We start from the raw sequence: 21,188 nt of genomic DNA on the forward strand, positions 1-21,188 counted from the left end.
CGGCCAGCCGGGCCAGCTCCACCGCCGCCTCCTGGCGCCGTGCGGCAGCGGCCGCAGCCCGCTCGGGGTCGGCGTCGTCCGCGGCGGGCGCCGGCGCGGTGAGCACCTGCCGCAGCTCCGCGACGAGAGCCGGGAGCGTCACCGGGCGCGGCACCGGCGTCAGGGCCGGGGCCCCGTCGTCCCCGGCCGGCACCCGGCCGAGGCCGGGCTCGGCGGCCGGGACCGGCGCGACGACGTCGAGGAACGGCGAGGGCCGCGCGTCCCCGTCCGCGACCGCGGTGACGACGAGCCGTCGGCGCGCCCGGGAGACGGCCACGTGCAGCAGCCGCCGCTCGTCGGCCACCACCTGCGCCCGGGCCGCCGCCCGGCGGGCGGCCCAGACCGCCGCCGAGCCCCCCGGCGAGGTGCCCGGCGCCCGTCCGCCGTCTCCCGTGGGCTCGGCCGTCCGACCCGTGAGCAGGTCGACGAGGGCCTGCGCGCCGAGCAGCCCGTCGCGCTGGCGCGTGTCCGGCCAGACGCCCTCCTGCAGCCCTGCCACCACGACGACGTCCCACTCCTGGCCCGCCGCGGCCTGCGGCGTCAGCAGCGCGACGGTGCCTCCCTCCGGCGCCCGCTCGGCGAGGGTGTCGGCCGGCAGGTCCTGCGAGGCCAGCTGGGCGAGCAGCGCGCGCGGCCCGCGGACGACGGCGGAGTCGGCGAAGCGGGCGACCGCCTCGAACAGCGCGACGACGGCGTCGAGCGAGCGGTCGGCCCGGCGCCCCGCCGGGCCTCCCGCGAGCGCCTGGTCGCGCCAGCGCGGCCCGAGCCCGGAGGCCTGCCACAGGGCCCACAGCACCTCCTCGGCGTCGCCGGCGTCCGGCTCCGGCGACGCCCCGGCCGGCCTGCCGTGCGTGGCCGGCGGCATCGCCGCCCGTGCCGCGCCCAGCACCTCCAGCACCCGCGCCGCCGGCCGCACGTCGGGCTCGGCCCCGGTGAGCACCCGCTGCGCCAGCGCGGTGGTGTCGTCGGCGAGCAGCTCCACGAGCAGCTCGTCGCTGCCCCGCACCGGACCAGCAGCCCCCTCGCCGCCGCCGTCGAGCTCGCGGGCTCGCAGCCACCGGCGCAGCCGCCGGAGCGCGAGCGCGTCGGCGCCCCCCAGCGGCGAGGTGAGCAGCGCCGTCGCCGCCTCGGCGTCCAGGTGCTCACGCGTCCCGGCGCGCTGGTCGAGCGCGACGGCCAGGGCCAGCAGCAGCGGGCGCACCGCCGGCTCGTCGCGCACGGGCACCTGGGCCCCGGCGCGCCCGACCGGCACCCCGGCGCCGACCAGGGCCCGCTCCAGGGCTGCGGTCCGCGCCACGCTGCGGACGAGGACCGCCATCGCCGACCACGGCGTGCCACCGAGCAGGTGCTCCTCGCGCAGCACGTGCGCGACGTAGGCCCCCTCCGCCGCGGCCGACCCCAGGACCGCGCGAGCGACGGCGGACGACCCCTGCGCCGACCCCGCCGCAGGCCGCTCGTCGCCCGGCCGGGCGGGAGGGGCGGTGGTCACGGCGGCCTTCCGGTGGGCGACGAGCCCGGCGCTCGGCACGCCCTCGGCGGCACGGGCCACGGCGGCCGCGACCTCGGGGCCACCGCGGTGGCGCGTGCCGAGCACGACGACCTCGGCGCGGTCCGCGAGCGCGGTGAGGTGGCGCGGGTCGGCGCCGCGGAAGGACTGAGTCGTGGAGTCGGGGTCGCCCGTCACGACGAGGTCGGGGCTCGCCGTCCCGGGCGGGAGCAGGGCCTCGAGGAGACGGGCGAGCGCCGCGCCGGCCTCCTGGTGGTCGTCGACACCCACGAGGCTCCAGCGCTGCCGCTCGGCGGCGGCCAGGTCGGGGTCGTCCTCCAGCAGCCGGGCGGCGGCGTCGACGAGCGCCGAGGGGTCCAGCGCGCCTGTGCCCCGCAGCGCGGTGACCTCCTCGTACTCCGCCAGCACCGACGCGGCCGCCTCCCAGGCCGGCCGCCCGGCCCGCGCCCCGTGCTCGGCCAGCTCCTCGGCCGTGACACCGCGCTCCAGGCAGCGCATGACGAGGTCGCGCAGCTCGTCCCGCAGGCCGCGCAGCCCCGCCCCCGTCGGGCCGAGGGCGGGCAGCACCTCCGGCGGCCACGACGGGCGCCGGCCCTCCCCTCGGGCGTGCCCGGCGAGCAGGTCGGCCAGGACCCTGTCCTGCTCCGGGCCGGAGACCAGCCGTGGGGCCGGCTCGCCGCGGGTGAGCGCCGCGCGGCGCAGCAGGGCGAAGGCGTAGGCGTGCCAGCTGCGGGCCGCGGGCTCCAGCGCGGTGCGCTCCAGCCGCGCGCCGACCCGGTCGCGCAGGGCCGCGGCGGCCAGGCGGCCGGGCGCCAGCAGCAGCACCGAGCCGGCGTCGACCCCCCGGGCGACCCGGTGCGCCACGAGCTCGACGAGCGTCGTCGTCCGCCCCGTCCCGGGTGCCCCCAGCACGACGAGCGGCCCGCGCCCCGGCGGGGTCTCGACGACGCGCCGCTGGTCGGCGTCCAGCTCCGGTGGGCCGACGGCGTCCTGGCGCCGGCGCACGAGGCGGACGCCGGAGGCCCTGCCCACGGCCGAGTCCGGGGCTGCCACGCCCGTCACCGGGCCCTCCTCGACCATGCCGTCAGCCAAGCACGCACCCCCGACGACGCCCCCGGCACCGACCTCGCGCCCAGGCCGTGGAGCGTCGCCGCAGGTCGGCGTGACGGGGACTCCCAGCCCGCCGGCACCTAGCCAGCCGGGTCCCAGCCAGCCGGGTCCCAGCACGCCGCGTCCCAGCGGGCCCGGGCCATGTCGACGCGGCCGTCGACCCGACGGGGGGTGCCCTCGCGGGCGTGCTCGACGCCGGCCCGCTCGCGCAGCGGCTCGTGCAGGCCCCCGTCGGCGCGCACGACCCGCCACCAGGCCAGGCGGTGCCCGGCCAGCTGCATGGTCCGGCCGACCCCGCGGGCCGACCCGCGCCCGAGCAGCTCGGCGACGTCGCCGTAGCTGAGGACGCGCCCGGGCGGGATGCGCGCCACGAGGTCGGCGACGTCGTCCTCCCACGTCGGCCCGCCCTTCACGGGTAGGGCCAGGGGTTGGGCGCGCAGCCCTGCAGGCCCTTGCTCTGCTGGAGCATGACCGGCGCGGGCGCCCCCTCGGCGGGGCACCCCTCGTGGCCGTGGCCGAGGAAGTGGCCGACCTCGTGCGCCACGAGGTAGCGGCGGTAGCCCACGCGGTCCTCCCCGTAGGCCTCGGCGCCCTCGACCCAGCGCAGCCAGTTCAGGACGGTGCGGCCGCCGTTGCGGCAGGACAGCTGGCCACGCGTCTGCAGCGGCGCGCAGGAGGCGTCGGTGAGGTCCGGGCTCGCGAGCACGACGTCGACGTCGGGCTCGGGCGAGCCGTCCGCGCCGTCCGTGCGCGCGAAGGCCCAGCCCTCCCGCGCCCACCCGCGCGGGTCCTGCAAGGTGCTCATGACGGTCTCCGCGGCCGCCTGCCCGTCGGCCGGCAGCCCGTCCTCGACGAGCACGCGGACCTGGACCACGCTCGCCCCGGGCGCCACCTCGGGCGCCTCGGCCGTGCCGGGGACGACGCTCGTGCCGCCGGTCCCCGAGGTGGGCACCTCGACGGCGAGCACCCCGGCGGCCCGGTCGGCGTCCGTCAGCGTGACCTCGCGGCCGGCGGCGGGCTCGGCGTCCGGTTCGCCCTCGCCCTCCGGCGGGGGCTCCTCCGCCGGCCCGGGCTCGTCGGGCGCCCCAGCCGACTCGTCCTGCGCGACGTCCGCCGGGCCGCCCGGCGCCGTCCCCTCGCCGCCGGGCGGCAGGAGGAGGACCTCCTCGGCCGGCTGGGCCTCCCTGCCCTCGTCGGCCCCGCCGCGCACGGCGAGCGCGAGCCCGCCGACGAGCAGCACCAGCGAGCCCGCCAGCACCTGGCGGCGGCGCCGGACGACCCTGCGGCTCACCACGCCACCGACCCTACGATCGGCGCCGCCCCCGACCCCGCAGGCGCCGACGCAGGGCCCTGGCGTGGCGGCGGAGGCGGCGCCGGTGGGCGCGGACGGCAGAGGAGGTGCCCGGCGTGCAGGAGCGAGCGGGCGACGGCGAGCCCTGCGGCGACGCGCACCCCGCGACGGACGGCGCGCCCGAGACCACCGGCACAGAGACCGTCGGGCCAGAGGCCGTCGCAGGAGAGGCCGTCGGCACCCAGGCCGAGGGGGCCGGGCACACCGGTGGGCCCACCGCCGGCAGCGCGCCCCGCGGCGACCGCGGGCCGCGGGCCCGGCTCGGCCGCGCGGACCGCCGGGCGCAGCTGCTCGCCGCCGCCCAGCGCGTCTTCGCCCGGCTCGGGTACCACGCGAGCGGCATGGACGTCATCGCCGAGCGGGCCGGCATCACCAAGCCCGTGCTGTACCGGCACTTCCCGGGCAAGCGCGAGCTGTACGTCGCCGTCGTCGACCGCGCCTGCACCGAGCTGGAGGCGGCCGTCCGCACCGCGCTGGCCGGCACGGACGACAACCGCGTGCGGGTCGCGGCGACCATCGACGCCTACTTCGCCTTCGTCGACGCCGGTGACGGCGCCCGCGTCGTCTTCGAGTCCGACCTCACCAACGACCCCGCCGTCCGCGAGCGGCTCGACCGCCTGGACACCGCCTGCGCAGCCGCCATCACCGACGTCGTCGCCGCCGACACGGGGCTGCCGCGCGCCGCGGCGCACGTGCTCGCCGTCGCCCTGGCGGGCTCGGCGCAGGTCTCGGCCCGCTCCTGGCTCGCGGCGGGGCGGCAGGTGCCGCGCGAGGAGGCGGCGGGGCTGATCGCCTCGCTCGTCTGGCGCGGCCTGCGCGGCTTCCCCCGCCAGCCGAGCGCGTAGGTGCGCGACGGGCGGACCTGCGGCGGGCCTGCACGTGGGTGGGCCTGCGCCTGCGGTGAACACCGGGCTCCCGCGTGCGGACGGCCTCGCCGACCGGGCTAGGTTCGCCGCAGGGACCGGGCGCAGGCCCGGGCGAGCCGACGACCGACCGAGGAGAACAGCTGTGGAGATCCGCATCGGCGTGCAGAACGTGGCGCGGGAGATCGTCCTGGAGTCCAGCCAGAGCGCCGACGAGGTGCGCAGCGCCGTCGAGGCCGCCGTCAGCGGCGGCACGGCGCTGGAGCTGGAGGACGAGCGCGGCCGTCGTGTCCTCGTCCCGGCCGGCGTGCTCGGCTACGTCGAGATCGGCGCCGAGGGCCCCCGGCGGGTGGGCTTCGGCGCCTGAGAGGACGGCGCCGACGCCCCCGCCCGCCCGACGGCGGGCTCGACAGGCGGGGGCCGGAGAGGTCTGCCACGGTGTGGTGACCGGACGCCACGACGGCGCGCCACCCCGGCGCCCGCGTGCAGCCGTCCCTCACGGAGAGGCAGTCACCATGACCATCACCGGCGTCATCAGCGCCCTCATCGTGGGCCTCGTCGTCGGGGCCCTTGCCCGGCTGGTCCTGCCGGGCAAGCAGAACATCAGCATCCTGCTGACGATCCTCATCGGCATCGCGGCGGCCTTCATCGGAGGATTCATCGGCACCGCCATCGACGTCGGCTGGGTCGTGACGCTGATCATCCAGGTCGTCGTCGCCGTCATCGGCGTCTCGATCGTCGCGGGCACGCAGGGGCGCAAGGCCGTCCGCCGCTGACCTGGCGTGACGCCGCACCAGAGGCCGCCGTCCCCACCGGGACGGCGGCCTCTGGTGTCCCGGGCGTCGTCGGCCCCGGCGGTTACCCTGGGCGTACTCACGAAGCCCGGTCGTCGCAGCGATCGGCCGCCATCCCGGCGCGTGGGGCCCGTGTGGCGGGCGCGCAGAGGTCCTCGACGGCCCGGCGCCTGGCCCACGTGCGGCCCGCCCGACGACGACCAGGAAGTCCCCACCACCACATGACTGCTGAGACCACCAGCGAGCCCACGACCAGCGTCGACGACGTCGCGGTCGAGACCCTCGAGGCGCCCGCCCCCGACGCCGCCCAGCTCGCGCCGACGTTCCTCGACCACGGCGTCCAGCCCGCGATCGCCGAGGCGCTCGCCGCCAAGGGCATCGAGCGGCCCTTCCCGATCCAGGCGATGACCCTGCCGGTGGCCCTCTCGGGCCACGACATCATCGGCCAGGCCAAGACCGGCACCGGCAAGACGCTCGGCTTCGGCGTCCCCGCGGTGCAGCGGGTCGTCGGCCCCGGCGAGGAGGGCTGGGACGCCCTGCTGGACCCGGGCGCCCCGCAGGCCCTCGTCGTCGTCCCCACCCGTGAGCTCGCCGTGCAGGTCTCCGGCGACCTCACCGCCGCGGCCTCGCGCCGCTCGGCGCGCGTCCTCACCATCTACGGCGGGCGCGCCTACGAGCCGCAGGTGGAGGCCCTGGAGAAGGGCGTCGAGATCGTCGTCGGCACCCCGGGCCGGCTGCTCGACCTCTCCCAGCAGGGCAAGCTCCGGCTCGGCAACGCCCGCTGCGTGGTCCTGGACGAGGCCGACGAGATGCTCGACCTGGGCTTCCTGCCCGACGTCGAGAAGCTGCTCGCGCTCACCCCCGCCGGCCGCCAGACGATGCTCTTCTCGGCCACCATGCCCGGCCCGGTCGTCGCGCTCGCCCGCCGGTACATGACCCAGCCGACCCACATCCGGGCCAGCGAGCCCGACGACGCCGGCGCCATCGTCAAGGCCATCCGCCAGGTCGTCTACCGGGCGCACGCGATGGACAAGGTGGAGGTCCTGGCGCGGCTGCTGCAGGCCGAAGGACGCGGGCTCACCGTCGTCTTCACGCGCACCAAGCGGACCGCCGCCAAGGTCTCCGACGAGCTCGTGGACCGCGGGTTCGCGGCTGGCGCGCTGCACGGCGACCTCGGCCAGGGCGCCCGCGAGCAGGCGCTGCGCGCCTTCCGCTCCGGCAAGGTCGACATCCTCGTGGCCACCGACGTCGCCGCCCGCGGCATCGACGTCACCGACGTCACGCACGTCGTCAACTACCAGTGCCCCGAGGACGACAAGACCTACGTCCACCGCATCGGGCGCACGGGGCGCGCGGGCCAGAAGGGCACCGCCGTCACCTTCGTCGACTGGGACGACGTGCCGCGGTGGGGCCTCATCGACAAGGCCCACGGGCTCGGCATCCCCGAGCCGGTCGAGACCTACTCCACCTCCCCGCACCTGTTCACCGACCTCGGCATCCCCGAGGGGACGACGGGCCGCCTGCCGCGCAGCCAGCGGACCCGGGCGGGCCTGGACGCCGAGACGCTGGAGGACCTCGGCGAGACCGGCCGGGGCCCCAAGGGCGGTCGCGGCACGCCCGAGCGCGCCCGAGACGGCGCCCGCGGCGGCGGCCCGTCCGCCGGAGGCGCCCCCGAGGGCGACCGTCGGCCGCGGCGCCGCACCCGCGGCGGCGGCGGCGAGCCGGCGCAGGCGCAGGCGCAGGCGCAGGCGCAGGCCGCACCCGACGCGGGTGCCGGGCCGGGCGAGCCGGGCGCCGCGACGCCGCGACGCCGTCGGCGTCGCCGTGGAGGCCGCAGCGGCTCCTCCGGCTCGACGGTGCAGGGCTCGACGGTGCAGGGCTCGACGGTGCAGGGCTCGACGGGCGCTGAGGGCTGAGGCGGACCGGTAATGCGGCGGGGGGAGGGGAAGGTCGCGGGCCGTCGCCTCGGCATCGCCTCGCCCGCGCCCCGGGAGGGTGACGTGGTGCACAATCCGGACGTGCAGCTGATCGCCGAGCTGGACGCGGACGCGTCCGAGGTGCCGCGGGCCCGGCACCTGCTCGGCGAGCGGCTCCGGTCCTGGAGCATCGAGGAGGACGTCGTCGACACCGCTCTCCTGCTGGCCTCCGAGCTCGTGACCAACGCCGTGCGGCACGGCCGCCCCCCCGTCCACGTGCACGCGGCGCTGTCGGGCAGCGGCGTGTTCCGCGTCCAGGTCGACGACGCCAGCGCCGCCCCGGTCCGACCCCAGGAGCCCGACGTCGAGGACCTCGGCGGGCGCGGGCTGCAGCTGGTGGAGCTGCTGTCCACCGCCTGGGGCTCCCGGCTGGCGGACGTCCGGCACGACGGCCGCACGGGCAAGTGCGTGTGGTTCGAGCTGCGGACGGTCACCGCGGCGTGAGCACCGGCGACCGGTCCGCGCACAGGCGGCCCTCCCCCGGGCCGGGGTCCGCCGGGCCGCCGCTCGCGTCACCGGGCGACCCCGGCCTCTTCGGCCCGGACAGCATCACCTGGCGCCTGCACGCCGACCCTGTGGCCGGCGTCGCCGGGCTGCGGGCGCTGCTCCTGCAGGCGCTGCACCCCCTCGCCATGGCGGGGGTGGACGAGCACTCGGCCTTCCGGGAGGACCCCTGGGGCCGGCTGAGCACGACGGCCGCCTACGTCGCGACCACCACCTTCGGCCCGACCGCCGAGGCCGAGGCGCTGGGGGCCAGGGTCCGCCGCGTGCACGAGAGGGTGCGCGGCACCGACCCCGAGACGGGCGCCGAGTACTCGGCGACCGACGCCGACCTGCTGCTGTGGGTGCACTGCTGCCTGGTCGACAGCTTCCTGTCCACGGCCCGCCGCGCCGGCTGCCCCGTCAGCCGCGCGGAGGCCGACACCTACGTGGCGGAGCAGGTCCGCGCGGCCGAGCTGGTCGGCATCCCCGCCGACCGGGCGCCTCGGTCGTGCAGCCAGCTCGACGACGCCCTCGCCGACTTCCGACCGGCGCTGCGGGTGACGCCGGCCGCCCGGGACGCCGTCGCCCGCGTCATCGTCCCGCCGATGCCGGCCGCCGTCGCCCTCGCGACGCCGGCCCGCCCGCTGTGGGCAGGGCTGGGCACCCTGGCCCTGGCCCTGCTGCCCCGCTGGGCGCACCGCCTCTACGCGCTGCCGACGGCGCTCGTGCCCGAGGTGGCCTCCCGCGCCACGACGACGGTGGCCCTGCGCGGGCTGCGGGCAGGGGTCACGGGGCTGCAGCGCACGGTCCCGGCCCTGCGCGAACCTCCGCCGCTGCGCGAGGCCCGCCGTCGCCTAGCGGACCCAGCCGGAGCTCCGCCCTCGGCCACCGGCTGAGCCCGGCCGGGGCGACCGGTCGCGGGGACGGTCGCCGCCCTGCGGCTCAGGGTCGGACGAGGGCTCAGGGCCGGACGAGGGCTCAGGGCCGGACGAGCCCCAGCCGCCCGTGGGCCTCGACCGCCTCGAGCACCGCGGGCGACGTCGTCCGCTCCCCCAGGCGGTTCTCCTTGCCGGCGCCGTGGTAGTCGCTCGACCCGGTGACGAGCAGGTCGAGCGAGGCCGCCAGCTCCTCCAGGTGGCGCACGGCGGCCTCGTCGTGGTCGCGGTGGTGCACCTCGAGGCCGAGCAGCCCGGCGTCCACCATCTCCTCCACGACGTCGTCCCCGACGACCCGCCCGCGCATGACGGCCAGCGGGTGGGCGAAGACGGGCACGCCCCCTGCGGCGCGGACGAGCCGCACGGCCTCCACGGCGTCGGGGGCGTAGTGCCCGACGAAGTAGGGCGAGCGGGTGGACAGCACGGTCGCGAAGGCCTCGCCGCGGTCGGCCGCCAGGCCCTTGGCGACGAGCGCGTCGGCGATGTGCGGGCGACCGACCGTCGCGTCGCCGTCGACCTGCTCGAGCACGTCCTCCCACGTCAGCGGCAGGTCGGCACCGAGGCGGGCCACCATCGTCTCGGCGCGGTGCAGCCGCGAGTCCCGCGAGCGGTCCATCTCCGCCCGCAGCCCTGGCTCCTGCGGGTCGTGCAGGTAGGAGAGCAGGTGGATGCTCACGCCCGCGTGGTGGCAGGAGATCTCGGTGCCGCGCACCAGGACGACACCGGTGCGCGCGACGGCGGCGGCCGCCTCGTCCCAGCCCGACGTCGTGTCGTGGTCGGTGAGCGCCACGACGTCGAGGCCGGCCTCAGCGGCCGAGGCGAGGACGTCCGCGGGGCCCTGGGTGCCGTCCGACGCCCGCGAGTGGGCGTGGAGGTCGATCATCACGCCGAGGACCCTACGGCGACGGCGGCGGCGGGCCGACGCCGCCCGGTCTCCTGCCGGCGTCAGCCTCTCGTCTCCCAGCGCACGGGCGGGCCGTGGGGGCCTGCGGCACCGAGCCGGCGAGGGCGCCCCGTCGCCCCGGGCCCGCCCCAGGCGCTGGCCGTGACGGGGAAGCCCGTGACGCCGCCGTCGGGCGGTTGCCCGGGCTCGACCGCCAGGTGCACGAGAGGGGCTGCGGCGGACGCCTGCTCGCCGAGGCGGTGCAGGGTGCGCTCCAGCGCGTCGAGCTCCTCGGCGGGCACGTACTGGCGGACCACCGCGTGCCACAGCACGGTGACGACGCCGGGCCGCAGCGTCAGCTCGCGCGCCAGGTCCCCGGCGCTCGCCCGGCGGACGCGGACCGGGTGCGCGCGGGCCAGCGCCAGGGCGCCCTCCAGCCTGCGCACCCGCGCGCGCTGCTCGGGCCAGACGAAGGAGCGCAGCCGGCGGGCGTGGTCGGGGTCGGCCGGGTCCAGCGGCGCGACGTCGACACCGTCGCGCTCGACGACGCGGACGAGAGGCGGTGGCCCGGGCGCCCACGGCGCGACGTCCCAGGCCCCCTCGAGCCGGACGGGCGAGCCCTCGGGGCCGCAGGCGCTGCCGTCGGCGCCCGTCATGCGGACCCGGTCGGCCTGCAGCAGCAGCCCCGCGGACGAGCCGAGGTCGACCAGGGCGACCGGCACGGTGCCGCCCGGACCGGCGAGCCCCGCACCGACCCCGTCCGCGACCAGTCCGAGCAGGCCGCCCCAGAGCGCGGCGGTGCGGCCCACCTCGTTGGTCTGCGGGGCGACGCCGAGCCCGGCCCTCAGCGTCGCCCCGTGGGCGCCGACGACCGCGGGCAGCAGGGCCGCCGCCGCGACGGCGTCGCCGTCGGGGCGGTGCTCGCTCGGGTAGAGCGCCGCGAGCTCCGGCGCCTGCCCGGCGAGCACGAGACGCTGCAGCGCGCCCACGAACCGCAGGGCGAGGGCCGAGGGGCCAGGCGACCAGGGGTCGCCCGCGAGGACGGCGGCGAGCGGGCCACCCCGCTCGACGTCGTCGGCGGCGGCGTCGCAGAGCGCGCCGGTGAAAGGTGCCCCCAGCCGCCGGCAGGCAGCGGCCTGCTGCCGGGCGTGCGCCACGACGTCCGGGCTGGCGACGGCGCCCGAGTCGGGCGCCGGAGGGGGCTCAGGCCGGTCCGGGCTCACCCGGGCATCGTGCCCGGCAGGTCTGCCGGGTGGCACCCTGGTCCCATGCCGAGCACCCCGGGGACCCAGGCCACCACCACCGAGCCGTCCGCGGTGGAGGCGCTGGAGCACCCGGTCGACCCCGCGGGAGTGACGGCCGAGCCGGGCGAGGCGCTGGCCGCCACCCCCGAGGCCCAGAGCCCCGACGCCGAGGGCCCCGACGCCGAGGGCCCCGACGGGCAGAAGCCCGCGCGCAGCCACCGGCAGCGGCCGACCTCGGAGGCGTTCAGGCAGCTCATGTCCTCGGGCTGGGCGCCGACGGCCGACGAGCCGCCCGCGCGGGCTGCGGCCGCCCCTTACGCCGCGGCCCGGCGGGCCGCGATCTCAGCGCTGTTCCCGGGCGAGCGGCTCGTCCTGCCCGCCGGGCCGCTGAAGACCCGCTCCAACGACACCGACTACCGCTTCCGCGCCCACAGCGCCTTCGCGCACCTCACCGGCCTGGGCGGTGAGCGCGAGCCGGACGCCGTTCTCGTGCTCGACCCGCGGGCCCCCTCCCCCGAGGGCGGCAGCGCGGAGGAGGCGGCGGTGGTCGCCGGCCACGACGCCGTCCTGCTGTTCCGGCCGCGCACGCCGCGCACGTCGGAGGAGTTCTTCGCCGACTCCCGCTACGGCGAGTTCTGGGTCGGGCCCCGACCGTCCCTGGCCGACCTGGAGGCCGAGCTGGGGATGGCCGCCCGGGACATCGCCGAGCTCGACGACCTGCTGGCCGCGGGTGGCGCGCCGCTGCGCGTCGTCCCGGACGCCGACCCCGCTCTGGCGGCCCGCGTCGGCGAGCTGCGCTCGGCCGCCGGTGCGTCTGACGAGGCGGGCGCCGAGGCCGACGACGAGCTGGTCGTCGCGCTCTCGGAGCTGCGCCTGGTCAAGGACGAGCACGAGGTCGCCCAGATGCGCCTGGCCGTGGAGGCCAGCGCGCGCGGCTTCGAGGACGTCGTCCGCTCCCTGCCTCGAGCGCTGGCGCACGAGCGGGGGGAGCGCGTCGTCGAGGGCGCCTTCGCGACGCGGGCCCGCGAGGAGGGCAACGGCCTCGGCTACGAGACGATCGCCGCGGCCGGCGAGCACGCCTGCACGCTGCACTGGACGCGCAACGACGGCCCCGTGCGCGCCGGGGAGCTGGTGCTGCTGGACGCCGGGGTCGAGCTGGACAGCCTCTACACCGCCGACGTCACGCGGACGATCCCCGTCGACGGCCGCTTCACCGACGTCCAGCGTCGCGTCTACGAGGCCGTGCTGGAGGCGGCCGACGCCGCCTTCGCCGTCGTCCGGCCCGGCATCCTCTTCCGCGACGTGCACGACGCGGCCATGAGGGTCATCGCCGCCCGGCTGGAGGAGTGGGGCCTGCTCGGCGTCAGCCTGGAGGAGTCGTTGTCGCAGGAGGGCGGCCAGCACCGACGGTGGATGGTGCACGGCACGTGCCACCACCTCGGCCTCGACGTCCACGACTGCGCCCAGGCGCGGCGCGAGATGTACCTGGACGGCGTGCTGGAGCCCGGCATGGTCTTCACGATCGAGCCGGGCCTCTACTTCAAGGGCGAGGACGAGCTGGTGCCCGCGGAGTACCGCGGCATCGGCGTGCGGATCGAGGACGACGTCGTCGTCACCGCCGACGGGTGCGAGAACCTCTCCGGCATGCTGCCCCGGCGCTCGACCGACGTGGAGGCGTGGATGGCCTCGCTGCGCGACTGACCCCTCCTCCACCCGTCGGTGCGTACCGGCGAGGTCGCCGGGGCTGCAGCTGGGCGTGGCGGTCTGTCGGCCGAGGCCGTCAGCGCGACGTCGTGCCCTGCTGGGCCTCGTCCTCCTGCCGCTCGCCGCCGGAGGACCTCGCGCCCGCGGGCGTCTGCCCGGGGACGTCGGGTCCCTCCTCGTGGGCCCGCTCCTGCTCACGCTGACGGGCAAGCATCTCGCTGTACGTCGGGCCGCTGACCTTCGTCGGCGTCTGGTCCGGGGCCGCCTCGCCCGAGGACGGCGTCGTCCCGGTCGCGCCGTCGACCCCGACGACGGACGAGGCCGCGGACGACGTCGCACGGCCGGGCCGGCTCAGGCCTCGTGCGGCGTCGGGGTTGCGCTGCAGCACCTCACGCACGGGGCCGACCTGCTCGGCCGCGCAGAAGATCGCGTAGCGCGAGGCCACGATCTGGCTCACCGACGTGAAGTCGCGCCGGCCGCGCGTGGCGGCGTAGCTGACCAGGCTGAGGGTCACGCCGAAGGCCCCACCGATGAGGACGGCGGGCAGGATCGTGAGCAGGCCCGCCTCGGGCGGTGAGAAGAGGAAGAGGAGGAGGCCGATGAGCAGGCCGAGCCACGCCCCCGACGCGAAGCCGGCACCGGCGACGCGCCCGTAGGTGAGCCGTCCGAGGACCCGCTCGACCATCCGCAGGTCGGTGCCGACGATGGTGACGTGCTGGACGGGGAACTCCTCGTCGGAGAGGAAGTCCACGGCGGACTGGGCGGCGGCGTAGGTCTCGTAGGACGCCACCTCCTGCCCGGTCGGCGCCGTCGGCACGCCGCCCTGACGTCCGCGGGCGGGGCTGAAGAGGTTCGACATGCCGTCGATGATCCTCCGCGCCGCGGGAGCCCACCACCACGGACGGGCTCCTACGCACATCTCATGGCAACTCCACAGCCAGCCCTCAGCCGGCGATGGTGCTGGCCGACGGGCTCAGAGGTGACCGGCCCGGCGCAGGAGGAGCGTGAGGACCCAGCCGGGCAGGACCCAGAGCCAGAGGGTCGCGACGCGGTAGGTGACCGCGGCGAGCACGGCCGCCTCGGCGGGGACGCCCGCGGCGAGCAGCCCGCCGGCGATGGCGGCCTCGACCGCACCGGCACCACCCGGCGCAGGGAAGAGACTTCCGACCGCCGTCCCGGCGAAGAGGACGACGGCGAGCTCCAGCAGGGGCAGCGAGGCGCCGTAGGCAGCGACGCTCGCGCCGAGCGCGGCGAGGAAGCCACCCGTCACGAGCGTCGTGCCCAGCACGGCGACGACGAGGCGCTCGGGGACCCGCACGAGCTCGCGCAGCACCGACAGGGCGCCCGTGAGCGGCCGGCGCACCCGGGCGAGCACCCAGCGACGCAGGGCGGGCACGAGCAGCGCCGTCCCGACGACCGCGACGAGGACGCCCGCGGTGACCAGGGTCACCGCGCCGGGCAGCAGGCGGATGCCGTCCGTGGTCCGACCGCTCGTGAGCCCGATGGTCAGCAGGAGGACCGCGGTGACCGTCACGGAGACGACCTGGACGGCGAGCACCGCGGCGACCGACCGCGCGACCCCGGCGCCGCGCCGGCTCAGGTAGCGCGCGTTGAGGGCCATGCCGCCGAGGCCAGCGGGGCCGAGGAGGTTGACGAAGGTCCCGGCCACCTGGACGCCGAGGGTCGGCAGCGGACGCACCGCGACCGGCGCGACGGCGGCGAGGGCGGTCGCCGCGCCGACGAAGGTGAGCAGGGCCGCCCCGAGGACTGCGACGACCCAGCCGGGGCTGGCCGTGACGAGCGCCTGGCCCAGGTCGGCCAGGGCCAGCTCGGAGACGAGCACCACGAGGGCGAGGGCACCGCCGGCCACCATGGCGACGGTCCCGGCCTGGCGCCAGCGACGGGCACGAGGTCCCGAGGCGGCACGGGGTCCCGCGGCGGCGCGGAGGTCGGCACCCGTCCCGGCGGCCCCGGCCGAGGCCGCGGCGGGCTGGCCGTCCTTGCTCTCGACCTGCTGGCTCTGCACCTGCTGGCCCTCGACGGGGGTGCGCGGGCTCACGGTCCCTCCCCGTCGTCGTCCCCAAGTCCGTCCGCCCGGAGCGTAGGCGCACGTGCCTCCCGCCGGCGCTGGACGCGCCGCGAGGGCGGGCCCTCCCGGACCCGCCCTCGCGGTCGTGCTCGTGCCGGCCGGCGGACCGGCGCCAGGCCCGGCTCAGACGCCGAAGCGCTTGTCCCCAGCCTGCGCGGCCGCCTGCACCTCGGAGGTGGCGCCGGCGCTGGAGACCTGCCCGCCGGCGTTCTCCAGGTGGGCCCGGACGAACCAGTGGAACTGCTCCAGGTCCGTCGAGTGGTCGATGAGCATGTCCTCGGTGATCGGGTCGATCTCGCCGACCGACTCGATGGCGGCGCGGTAGTCCGCGATGACGCCCTGGTAGACGAGGTCGAGCGCGCCGAGGTGCTCGGTCGTGCCTGCGCGGCCGATGGAGTAGTCCTCCCACGACCGCTGCGACACGAGGTGGCCGGGCGTGCCGACGGGGCTGCCGCCCATGGCGGCGATGCGCTCGGCCACCGAGTCGGCCATCTCGCGGACGGCGTCGACCTGCGGGTCGATCATCTCGTGCACGCCGATGAAGTTCGGCCCCACGACGTTCCAGTGAACGTGCTTGAGGGTCAGGTGCAGGTCGGTCAGCGCGTTGAGGCGCTCCTGGAGGTTCTTGACCACCTGCGCCCCGTCGGCCAGCTTCATCCCGGGGATCGTGTACTGGATCTCGGGGGCGCCGTCGAGAGCGGTGGTCGGGTCCTTCGTGACTTCGGTCATCGTCATGCCGACAACGGTACGGCGGCGGACCCGACGTCGCATGCTCGCCGAGCCTGTCCTCACCAGCCCCGCCGACGCCGGCCCGAGGGGTCGACGAGGCCCCCGGGCTCGCTCGCGCGCGGGCCTCGCGACCCCTCCCGACTACGCTGCGCGGCGTGAGCAGCCCGTCCCGCATCTTCGCCGCGCGGCTGGCCGGCCTGCCCGTCTTCGACCCCCTCGGCGACCAGGTCGGCCGCGTCCGCGACGTCGTCAGCGTGCTGCGCGCGGACGGCCGGCGGCTGCGGGTCGTCGGCCTCGTCGTCGAGGTGCCCGGACGCCGTCGGGTGTTCGTCCCCATGACCCGGGTGACGGCCATGGACGCCGGCCACGTCATCACGACCGGCCTGGTCAACATGCGTCGCTTCGAGCAGCGCAACCCCGAGGTGCTGCTGCTCGCCGAGGTCCTCGAGCGCCGGGTCGAGCTGCTCGACGGCTCGGGCGAGGCCGTCGTCGAGGACGTCGCCCTGGAGCGTCCGGGCCCCCGCGACTGGGAGGTGACGCGCGTCTTCGTGCGCCGCGGCTCGCCCGGCGGTCTCGGCTCGCGGCTGCGGGGACGCCGCGGGGAGACCCTGCTCGTCGCCGTCGAGGAGGTCCGCGGCCTGCTGGGGGCGCCGACCCAGGCGCAGCGGGCGAGCCTGCTCGTCGCCACCTTCGAGGACATGAAGCCGGCCGACATCGCCGAGGCGCTGCACGACCTGTCCGGGCGGCGTCGCCTGGAGCTGGCCGCCGAGCTGGACGACGAGCGTCTCGCCGACGTCCTCGCCGAGCTGGGCGAGGACGACCGGGTCGAGGTGGTCACGGGCCTGCCGCTGGAGCGTGCGGCCGACGTGCTGGAGGCCATGGACGGCGACGACGCCGCCGACGTGCTCGGCGAGCTGCCCGAGGAGGCCAAGGAGGACCTGCTCCAGCTCATGGAGCCCGACGACGCCGCCGACGTCCGCCGCCTGCTCGCCTACGACGAGGAGACCGCCGGCGGCCTCATGAACCCCGAGCCCGTGCTGCTCGGCCCCGAGGCGAGCATCGCCGAGGCCCTCGCCCTCGTGCGCCGCAGCGACCTCTCCCCCGCCCTGGCGGCGTCGGTGTACGTCGCCCGCGCGCCGCTGGAGACGCCGACCGGCCGCTACCTCGGCCTCGTCCACGTCCAGGCGATGCTGCGGGCGGCCCCGCACGAGCAGCTGGGCTCCATCATGGACAGCGGCGTCGACGCCCTCCCGCCGGAGGCCTCCCTCGAGGTCGTCACCCGGCGGCTGGCCGCCTACAACCTCGTCTCCATCCCCGTGACCGACCCGGCGGGGCGCCTGCTCGGCGTCGTCACCGTCGACGACGTCCTCGACCACGTCCTGCCCGAGGACTGGCGCGAGCAGGACGAGAGCGAGCTCGCCGAGACCGCGAGCAGACGCCGGTCCTGAGCCTCACCCCGACAGCGACGACGACCGGACCAGGCGGCCCCGTGGCCGCGCGCGGAGCATGACCCGAGGAGGACGACGCCATGGCGCGCGAGGACCGCACGAGGCGCAGCGGCACGTCGAGGGGCGGCGGCCGCCGCTCGGCCGGGCTGGACAGCCCCCAGGAGTCGCGCCGCCGGGTCCTGCCGCGCCCGAGCATCGACCCGGAGGCCTTCGGCCGGCTCTCCGAGGGCTTCGCCCGCTTCATGGGGACCCCGCGCTTCCTCATCTACATGACCGCGGTCATCACCGCGTGGGTGGCCTGGAACACCCTGGCGCCGTCCTTCCTGCGCTTCGACCCCTACGCCTTCCTCTTCCTCACCCTGGTGCTCTCCCTGCAGGCCTCCTACGCGGCGCCGCTCATCCTGCTGGCCCAGAACCGCCAGGACGACCGTGACCGGGTCTCGCTCGAGCAGGACCGCCAGCGCGCCGAGCGCAACCTCGCGGACACCGAGTACCTCGCCCGCGAGGTGGCTGCCTTGCGGGTCGCCCTGCGGGAGGTGGCGACGCGCGACTTCCTGCGCAGCGAGCTGCGCTCCCTCGTCGAGGAGCTCGACGACCGGGACGAGCGCACCGACCGCGCCGAGCGCGGCGAGGAGCGCCCGGCCGGCCGGCCCAGCCGCCAGCGCTCGGGCAGCCGCGGCTGAGGTCTCGCGTCCCGAACGGCCGGCAGGGGCCCCGCCCGGCGCACCTACGCTGGTGCGATGAGCCCCACCGAGCCTGACGTGCGCGCGGCCCTCGCCCGCGTGCTCGACCCAGAGATCCGGCGGCCCATCACCGACCTCGGCATGGTGCGCTCGGTCTCCCTCGACGGCGGCGACGTCGCCGTCGAGGTGTCGTTGACGACGGCGGGCTGCCCGCTCAAGGAGACCCTGACGCGCGACGTCGAGCGCGAGGTCTCCGCCGTCGAGGGCGTCTCCGGCGTCACCGTGACCCTCGGGGTCATGGACGCCGAGCAGCGTCGGGCCCTGACCGAGAGCCTGCGCGGGGGCCGCGCCGAGCGGGAGGTGCCCTTCGCCCGGCCGGGCTCGCTGACGCGCGTCGTCGCCGTCGCGTCCGGCAAGGGCGGGGTCGGCAAGTCCAGCGTGACCGTCAACGTGGCGGCGGCGCTGGCCGCCGACGGCCTGCGCGTCGGCGTCCTCGACGCCGACGTCCACGGCTTCTCGGTGCCCCGCATGCTCGGCGTCCAGCACGCCCCGACGCGGCTGGACGACATGATCGTCCCGCCGGTGGCGCACGGGGTGAAGGTCTGCTCCATCGGGATGTTCACCCAGGGCAACGCCCCGGTGGTCTGGCGCGGCCCGATGCTGCACCGCACGCTCGAGCAGTTCCTCACCGACGTCTTCTGGGGCGACCTCGACGTCCTGCTGCTCGACCTGCCCCCGGGCACGGGCGACATCGCCATCAGCGTCGCGCAGCTGCTGCCCGCCGCCGAGCTGCTCGTCGTGACGACGCCGCAGGCCGCCGCCGCCGAGGTCGCCGAGCGCGCCGGCGCCGTCGCCCGCCAGACCTCGCAGCCCGTCGCGGGCGTCGTGGAGAACATGAGCTGGATGGAGCTGCCCGACGGCTCGCGCGCCGAGGTCTTCGGCCGAGGCGGTGGCGACGCCGTCGTCGAGCGGCTCGAGCGGCTGCTCGGCGCGCGGGTGCCGCTGGTGGCCCAGGTGCCGCTCGACGTCCGCGTCCGCGAGGGCGGCGACGACGGCGTGCCCGTCGTCCTGTCCGACCCGGGCTCGCCGGCCGCGCTCGCGCTGCGCGAGGTCGCCCGCTCGGTCGCCCGCCCCCGCGACCTCGTCGGACGCCCCCTGGGCCTCACGCCGGTGCGGCGGGCAGCCGAGGTGGGCTGAGCGGCGCCCTCCTCGGCCGGCCCCGCTGCCCCTCGGGGGGTGCTCCTCAGGTGGCCTCGGTGTCGTACGGCGTCGGCGCGCCAGGCACGTGGCGGGACGCCGTGCTGCGTCCGGCGACCCAGGACGGCGCGCCGCGCCCGGGGGACGGCGCCCCGGCGCCCGGGCTCGGCGGGTCCTCGACGGAGGTCCGCGCCGCGGGCACGGAAGCGCTTGCCGCGGCGGCGCCGGCGGCCGGGGCGCTCGGGTAGGAGGGCTGCGCCGGTTGTGCCGCCTGCGGACCGCCCGGGCTGCGGGGCTTGACCGGCTCGTCCCAGGCCTCGGTGAGCGCGTCGCGGACGATGCGCCGGGGGTCGTACTGGCGCGGGTCGAGCTTCTTCCAGTCGATGTCCTCGAACTCCGGGCCCATCTCCTCCTTGAGGGAGTCCCGGGCGCCCTTGGCGTAGCGCACGCCCCCGCGGACGAGGTCGGCCAGCTGCTGGGTGTAGCGCGGCAGCCGCTCGGGGCCCACGACGACGAGCACGAGGAGCAGCAGCACCAGCAGCTCGCCGCCGTTGGGGAAGGACACGACCTCAGCGTACGGCGCCCGCCCGCTCGGGCTCTGCCGTGGCCGACCTCGACCAGCCGCGGGGGCCCGCAGGGGTCGAGCAGTCGACCGGCGGGTCAGTCGCTCGGCTCGCTCCCGAGCGTCACGGGGATGTCGACGGCGTCGCGACCGCGCAGGATCGTCAGCTCGATCTCCTCGCCCGGCGTGCGGGCGCGGATCGCGACGATGAGCTCGTCGGGGGCCGTCACGAGCTGGTCGTCGACGGCGGTGATGACGTCGCCCGGCTGCACGCCGCCCTGGTCGGCCGGTCCGTCGGGCGTGACCGCCGGGCCCACCGGCGTCGTGCCCGTCGCGACCCGGACGCCCTCGCCCTCGTAGGACGGGTCGAGCGAGACCCCGATGACCGGGTAGGTCGCGATGCCGTCCTCGATGAGCTCGGTCGTCGTCCGCCGCACCTGGTCGGCCGGGATGGCGAAGCCGAGGCCGATGCTGCCGCCGACCCCGCCCAGGGACGCCGTCTGCGCGATCGCCGAGTTGACGCCGACGACGGCGCCGGTGAGGTCGACGAGCGGTCCGCCGGAGTTGCCGGGGTTGATGGCGGCGTCGGTCTGCACGGCGTTGATGAAGCCCTGCTCGCTCGCGCTCTCACCGGCCACGACGGGCCGGTTGAGGGCGCTGACGATGCCGCTGGTCACGGTGCTGGCGAGGCCCAGCGGCGCCCCGATGGCGACGACGGGGTCACCCACGCGCACGTCCTCGGTGCTGGCGAAGGCGAGCGGCACGAGCCCCTGGCGGTCGATCTGCAGCACCGCGAGGTCGTAGTCCGTGGTGCGACCGACGATGGTGGCGATCTCGCGCGTGCCGTCCGACAGCAGCACCCGGATGCGCCCGGAGGACTCCACGGCCGGGGCGACGACGTGGTTGTTCGTGACGATGTAGCCGTCCTCGGACAGCACGAAGCCCGAGCCGTTGCCCGAGCCGGCGCCCGAGGTGATCTCGATCGAGACGGTGCTGGGCAGGACGGCGTCGGCCACCGCCGCGACCGACCCGGCGTCGGCCTGGGCCGCTCCCCCACCTCCGCCGGACCGCTGGAAGACCGACACGGTCGCGCCGCCGCCCTCCCCTCCGGGGGAGACGAGGCGCTGCCCGGCCACCCCGCCCACGAGCCCGGCCGCGAGGCAGGCCGCCACGAGCAGGGCGCCGCGCGAGGTGCGGCGACGGCGTCCCGAGCTGCGGCGCCGGGACCGGCGGCCGTCGGCGGCGAGCGCCGGGTCGACCGCAGGGAAGTCGTCGCCGGCGTGCCCGACGAGCGGCCCGTCCGTCGGCAGCAGACCGCGGCCGACGGGCTCGTCGTCGTCACGAGCGTCCGCAGGGACCGCCCCCGAGGTGCCGGAGCCGTCGTCGACCCCCGCGCCTGCCCGGTCGTCGGCCCCCGCGCCGGAGCCGTCGTCCACCTCGGCGACGTCGTGCCGCTCCCCGACCTGGGTCGGCTCCTCCTCGGGCGCCCACGGCGACGCGCCACCCCGGCCGGAGCCAGGGGTGCGACCGAGGTCGCCTCCGAGCGCGCTCATCCGGGTGCCTCCTTCAGCGGCGCTGGGCTCCTGCCAGC

20 protein-coding genes are annotated in these 21,188 nt (G+C 77.4%); 10 read left to right on the forward strand and 10 right to left on the reverse strand.

Going from position 1 to position 21,188, the window contains the following annotated elements:
• From WDV86_RS11460 to WDV86_RS11470, 3 genes are all read right to left on the reverse strand, one after another.
• Nucleotides 1-2,608 (reverse strand): ATP-dependent helicase (locus WDV86_RS11460; protein WP_339567769.1); only part of this gene is annotated, 2,608 nt, incomplete at its 3' end.
• Nucleotides 2,609-2,736: 128 nt separating this feature from the next.
• The gene (locus tag WDV86_RS11465) at nucleotides 2,737-3,069 is read right to left on the reverse strand and encodes an MGMT family protein (protein WP_339567770.1); all 333 of its coding nucleotides are present in this window, start codon (nucleotides 3,067-3,069) and stop codon (nucleotides 2,737-2,739) included.
• On the reverse strand, nucleotides 3,066-3,950 hold the full coding sequence (locus WDV86_RS11470) for a DUF3152 domain-containing protein (RefSeq protein ID WP_339567771.1): 885 nt from the start codon (nucleotides 3,948-3,950) through the stop codon (nucleotides 3,066-3,068). The genes WDV86_RS11465 and WDV86_RS11470 overlap by 4 nt, the downstream gene beginning before the upstream one ends.
• Before the next feature lie 113 nt (nucleotides 3,951-4,063).
• On the opposite strand from WDV86_RS11470, the gene WDV86_RS11475 reads away from it, so the two are divergent.
• From WDV86_RS11475 to WDV86_RS11500, 6 genes are all read left to right on the forward strand, one after another.
• A complete protein-coding gene (locus WDV86_RS11475) occupies nucleotides 4,064-4,852 on the forward strand; it encodes a TetR/AcrR family transcriptional regulator (RefSeq protein ID WP_339567772.1) in 789 nt (262 codons plus the stop codon).
• 163 nt (nucleotides 4,853-5,015) lie between these two features.
• On the forward strand, nucleotides 5,016-5,237 hold the full coding sequence (locus WDV86_RS11480; protein ID WP_339567773.1) for a DUF3107 domain-containing protein: 222 nt from the start codon (nucleotides 5,016-5,018) through the stop codon (nucleotides 5,235-5,237).
• A 148-nt stretch (nucleotides 5,238-5,385) separates the two neighbouring features.
• Complete coding sequence (locus tag WDV86_RS11485; protein ID WP_339567774.1) at nucleotides 5,386-5,646, forward strand: GlsB/YeaQ/YmgE family stress response membrane protein; 261 nt, start codon at nucleotides 5,386-5,388, stop codon at nucleotides 5,644-5,646.
• Nucleotides 5,647-5,885: 239 nt separating this feature from the next.
• Nucleotides 5,886-7,580 carry a DEAD/DEAH box helicase gene (locus WDV86_RS11490; RefSeq protein ID WP_339567775.1) on the forward strand — a complete coding sequence of 565 codons (1,695 nt, stop codon included), beginning with the start codon at nucleotides 5,886-5,888 and terminating at the stop codon, nucleotides 7,578-7,580.
• A 102-nt stretch (nucleotides 7,581-7,682) separates the two neighbouring features.
• The gene (locus tag WDV86_RS11495) at nucleotides 7,683-8,084 is read left to right on the forward strand and encodes an ATP-binding protein (protein WP_339567776.1); all 402 of its coding nucleotides are present in this window, start codon (nucleotides 7,683-7,685) and stop codon (nucleotides 8,082-8,084) included.
• The gene (locus WDV86_RS11500) at nucleotides 8,081-9,019 is read left to right on the forward strand and encodes an oxygenase MpaB family protein (RefSeq protein WP_339567777.1); all 939 of its coding nucleotides are present in this window, start codon (nucleotides 8,081-8,083) and stop codon (nucleotides 9,017-9,019) included. The genes WDV86_RS11495 and WDV86_RS11500 overlap by 4 nt, the downstream gene beginning before the upstream one ends.
• Nucleotides 9,020-9,101: 82 nt before the next feature.
• On the opposite strand, the gene WDV86_RS11505 is transcribed toward WDV86_RS11500, so the two are convergent.
• Nucleotides 9,102-9,944, reverse strand: coding sequence for a PHP domain-containing protein (locus tag WDV86_RS11505; RefSeq protein WP_445263038.1), 843 nt, complete (start codon nucleotides 9,942-9,944; stop codon nucleotides 9,102-9,104).
• Between the two features lie 59 nt (nucleotides 9,945-10,003).
• Nucleotides 10,004-11,164, reverse strand: coding sequence for a DUF2332 domain-containing protein (locus tag WDV86_RS11510; protein WP_339567778.1), 1,161 nt, complete (start codon nucleotides 11,162-11,164; stop codon nucleotides 10,004-10,006).
• 45 nt (nucleotides 11,165-11,209) lie between these two features.
• On the opposite strand from WDV86_RS11510, the gene WDV86_RS11515 reads away from it, so the two are divergent.
• Complete coding sequence (locus WDV86_RS11515) at nucleotides 11,210-12,886, forward strand: aminopeptidase P family protein (RefSeq protein ID WP_339567779.1); 1,677 nt, start codon at nucleotides 11,210-11,212, stop codon at nucleotides 12,884-12,886.
• 79 nt (nucleotides 12,887-12,965) lie between these two features.
• On the opposite strand, the gene WDV86_RS11520 is transcribed toward WDV86_RS11515, so the two are convergent.
• From WDV86_RS11520 to WDV86_RS11530, 3 genes are all read right to left on the reverse strand, one after another.
• Nucleotides 12,966-13,748 carry a general stress protein gene (locus tag WDV86_RS11520; RefSeq protein WP_339567780.1) on the reverse strand — a complete coding sequence of 261 codons (783 nt, stop codon included), beginning with the start codon at nucleotides 13,746-13,748 and terminating at the stop codon, nucleotides 12,966-12,968.
• Nucleotides 13,749-13,862: 114 nt separating this feature from the next.
• Nucleotides 13,863-14,948 carry a lysylphosphatidylglycerol synthase transmembrane domain-containing protein gene (locus WDV86_RS11525; RefSeq protein ID WP_339567781.1) on the reverse strand — a complete coding sequence of 362 codons (1,086 nt, stop codon included), beginning with the start codon at nucleotides 14,946-14,948 and terminating at the stop codon, nucleotides 13,863-13,865.
• Nucleotides 14,949-15,101: 153 nt separating this feature from the next.
• Nucleotides 15,102-15,713, reverse strand: coding sequence for a Dps family protein (locus WDV86_RS11530; RefSeq protein ID WP_339567782.1), 612 nt, complete (start codon nucleotides 15,711-15,713; stop codon nucleotides 15,102-15,104).
• Between the two features lie 149 nt (nucleotides 15,714-15,862).
• On the opposite strand from WDV86_RS11530, the gene WDV86_RS11535 reads away from it, so the two are divergent.
• The 3 genes from WDV86_RS11535 to WDV86_RS11545 all read left to right on the forward strand — a co-directional run bounded on the left by WDV86_RS11535 (nucleotide 15,863) and on the right by WDV86_RS11545 (nucleotide 19,035).
• Nucleotides 15,863-17,155, forward strand: coding sequence for a magnesium transporter MgtE N-terminal domain-containing protein (locus WDV86_RS11535; RefSeq protein ID WP_339567783.1), 1,293 nt, complete (start codon nucleotides 15,863-15,865; stop codon nucleotides 17,153-17,155).
• An 80-nt stretch (nucleotides 17,156-17,235) separates the two neighbouring features.
• Nucleotides 17,236-17,838 (forward strand): DUF1003 domain-containing protein, encoded by a 603-nt coding sequence (locus WDV86_RS11540; RefSeq protein ID WP_339567784.1) that lies wholly within the window; start codon nucleotides 17,236-17,238, stop codon nucleotides 17,836-17,838.
• 57 nt (nucleotides 17,839-17,895) lie between these two features.
• A complete protein-coding gene (locus tag WDV86_RS11545; RefSeq protein ID WP_339567785.1) occupies nucleotides 17,896-19,035 on the forward strand; it encodes an Mrp/NBP35 family ATP-binding protein in 1,140 nt (379 codons plus the stop codon).
• A gap of 46 nt (nucleotides 19,036-19,081) precedes the next feature.
• On the opposite strand, the gene WDV86_RS11550 is transcribed toward WDV86_RS11545, so the two are convergent.
• Both WDV86_RS11550 and WDV86_RS11555 read right to left on the reverse strand, forming a co-directional pair.
• A complete protein-coding gene (locus WDV86_RS11550; protein WP_339567786.1) occupies nucleotides 19,082-19,600 on the reverse strand; it encodes a hypothetical protein in 519 nt (172 codons plus the stop codon).
• 95 nt (nucleotides 19,601-19,695) lie between these two features.
• The gene (locus WDV86_RS11555; RefSeq protein ID WP_339567787.1) at nucleotides 19,696-21,150 is read right to left on the reverse strand and encodes a S1C family serine protease; all 1,455 of its coding nucleotides are present in this window, start codon (nucleotides 21,148-21,150) and stop codon (nucleotides 19,696-19,698) included.
• Between the last annotated feature and the right edge of the window lie 38 nt (nucleotides 21,151-21,188).

The sequence above is a fragment of the Pseudokineococcus sp. 1T1Z-3 genome, from assembly GCF_037482365.1.
Taxonomy (GTDB): Bacteria; Actinomycetota; Actinomycetes; order Actinomycetales; family Quadrisphaeraceae; genus Pseudokineococcus.

Coding starts and splice junctions, on each gene's coding strand:
- WDV86_RS11540 (WP_339567784.1), top strand. CDS start 17,236: ATGGCGCGCGAGGACCGCACGAGGCGCAGCGGCACGTCGAGGGGCGGC.
- WDV86_RS11555 (WP_339567787.1), bottom strand. CDS start 21,150: ATGAGCGCGCTCGGAGGCGACCTCGGTCGCACCCCTGGCTCCGGCCGG.
- WDV86_RS11545 (WP_339567785.1), top strand. CDS start 17,896: ATGAGCCCCACCGAGCCTGACGTGCGCGCGGCCCTCGCCCGCGTGCTC.
- WDV86_RS11520 (WP_339567780.1), bottom strand. CDS start 13,748: ATGTCGAACCTCTTCAGCCCCGCCCGCGGACGTCAGGGCGGCGTGCCG.
- WDV86_RS11530 (WP_339567782.1), bottom strand. CDS start 15,713: ATGACGATGACCGAAGTCACGAAGGACCCGACCACCGCTCTCGACGGC.
- WDV86_RS11490 (WP_339567775.1), top strand. CDS start 5,886: ATGACTGCTGAGACCACCAGCGAGCCCACGACCAGCGTCGACGACGTC.
- WDV86_RS11485 (WP_339567774.1), top strand. CDS start 5,386: ATGACCATCACCGGCGTCATCAGCGCCCTCATCGTGGGCCTCGTCGTC.
- WDV86_RS11515 (WP_339567779.1), top strand. CDS start 11,210: ATGCCGAGCACCCCGGGGACCCAGGCCACCACCACCGAGCCGTCCGCG.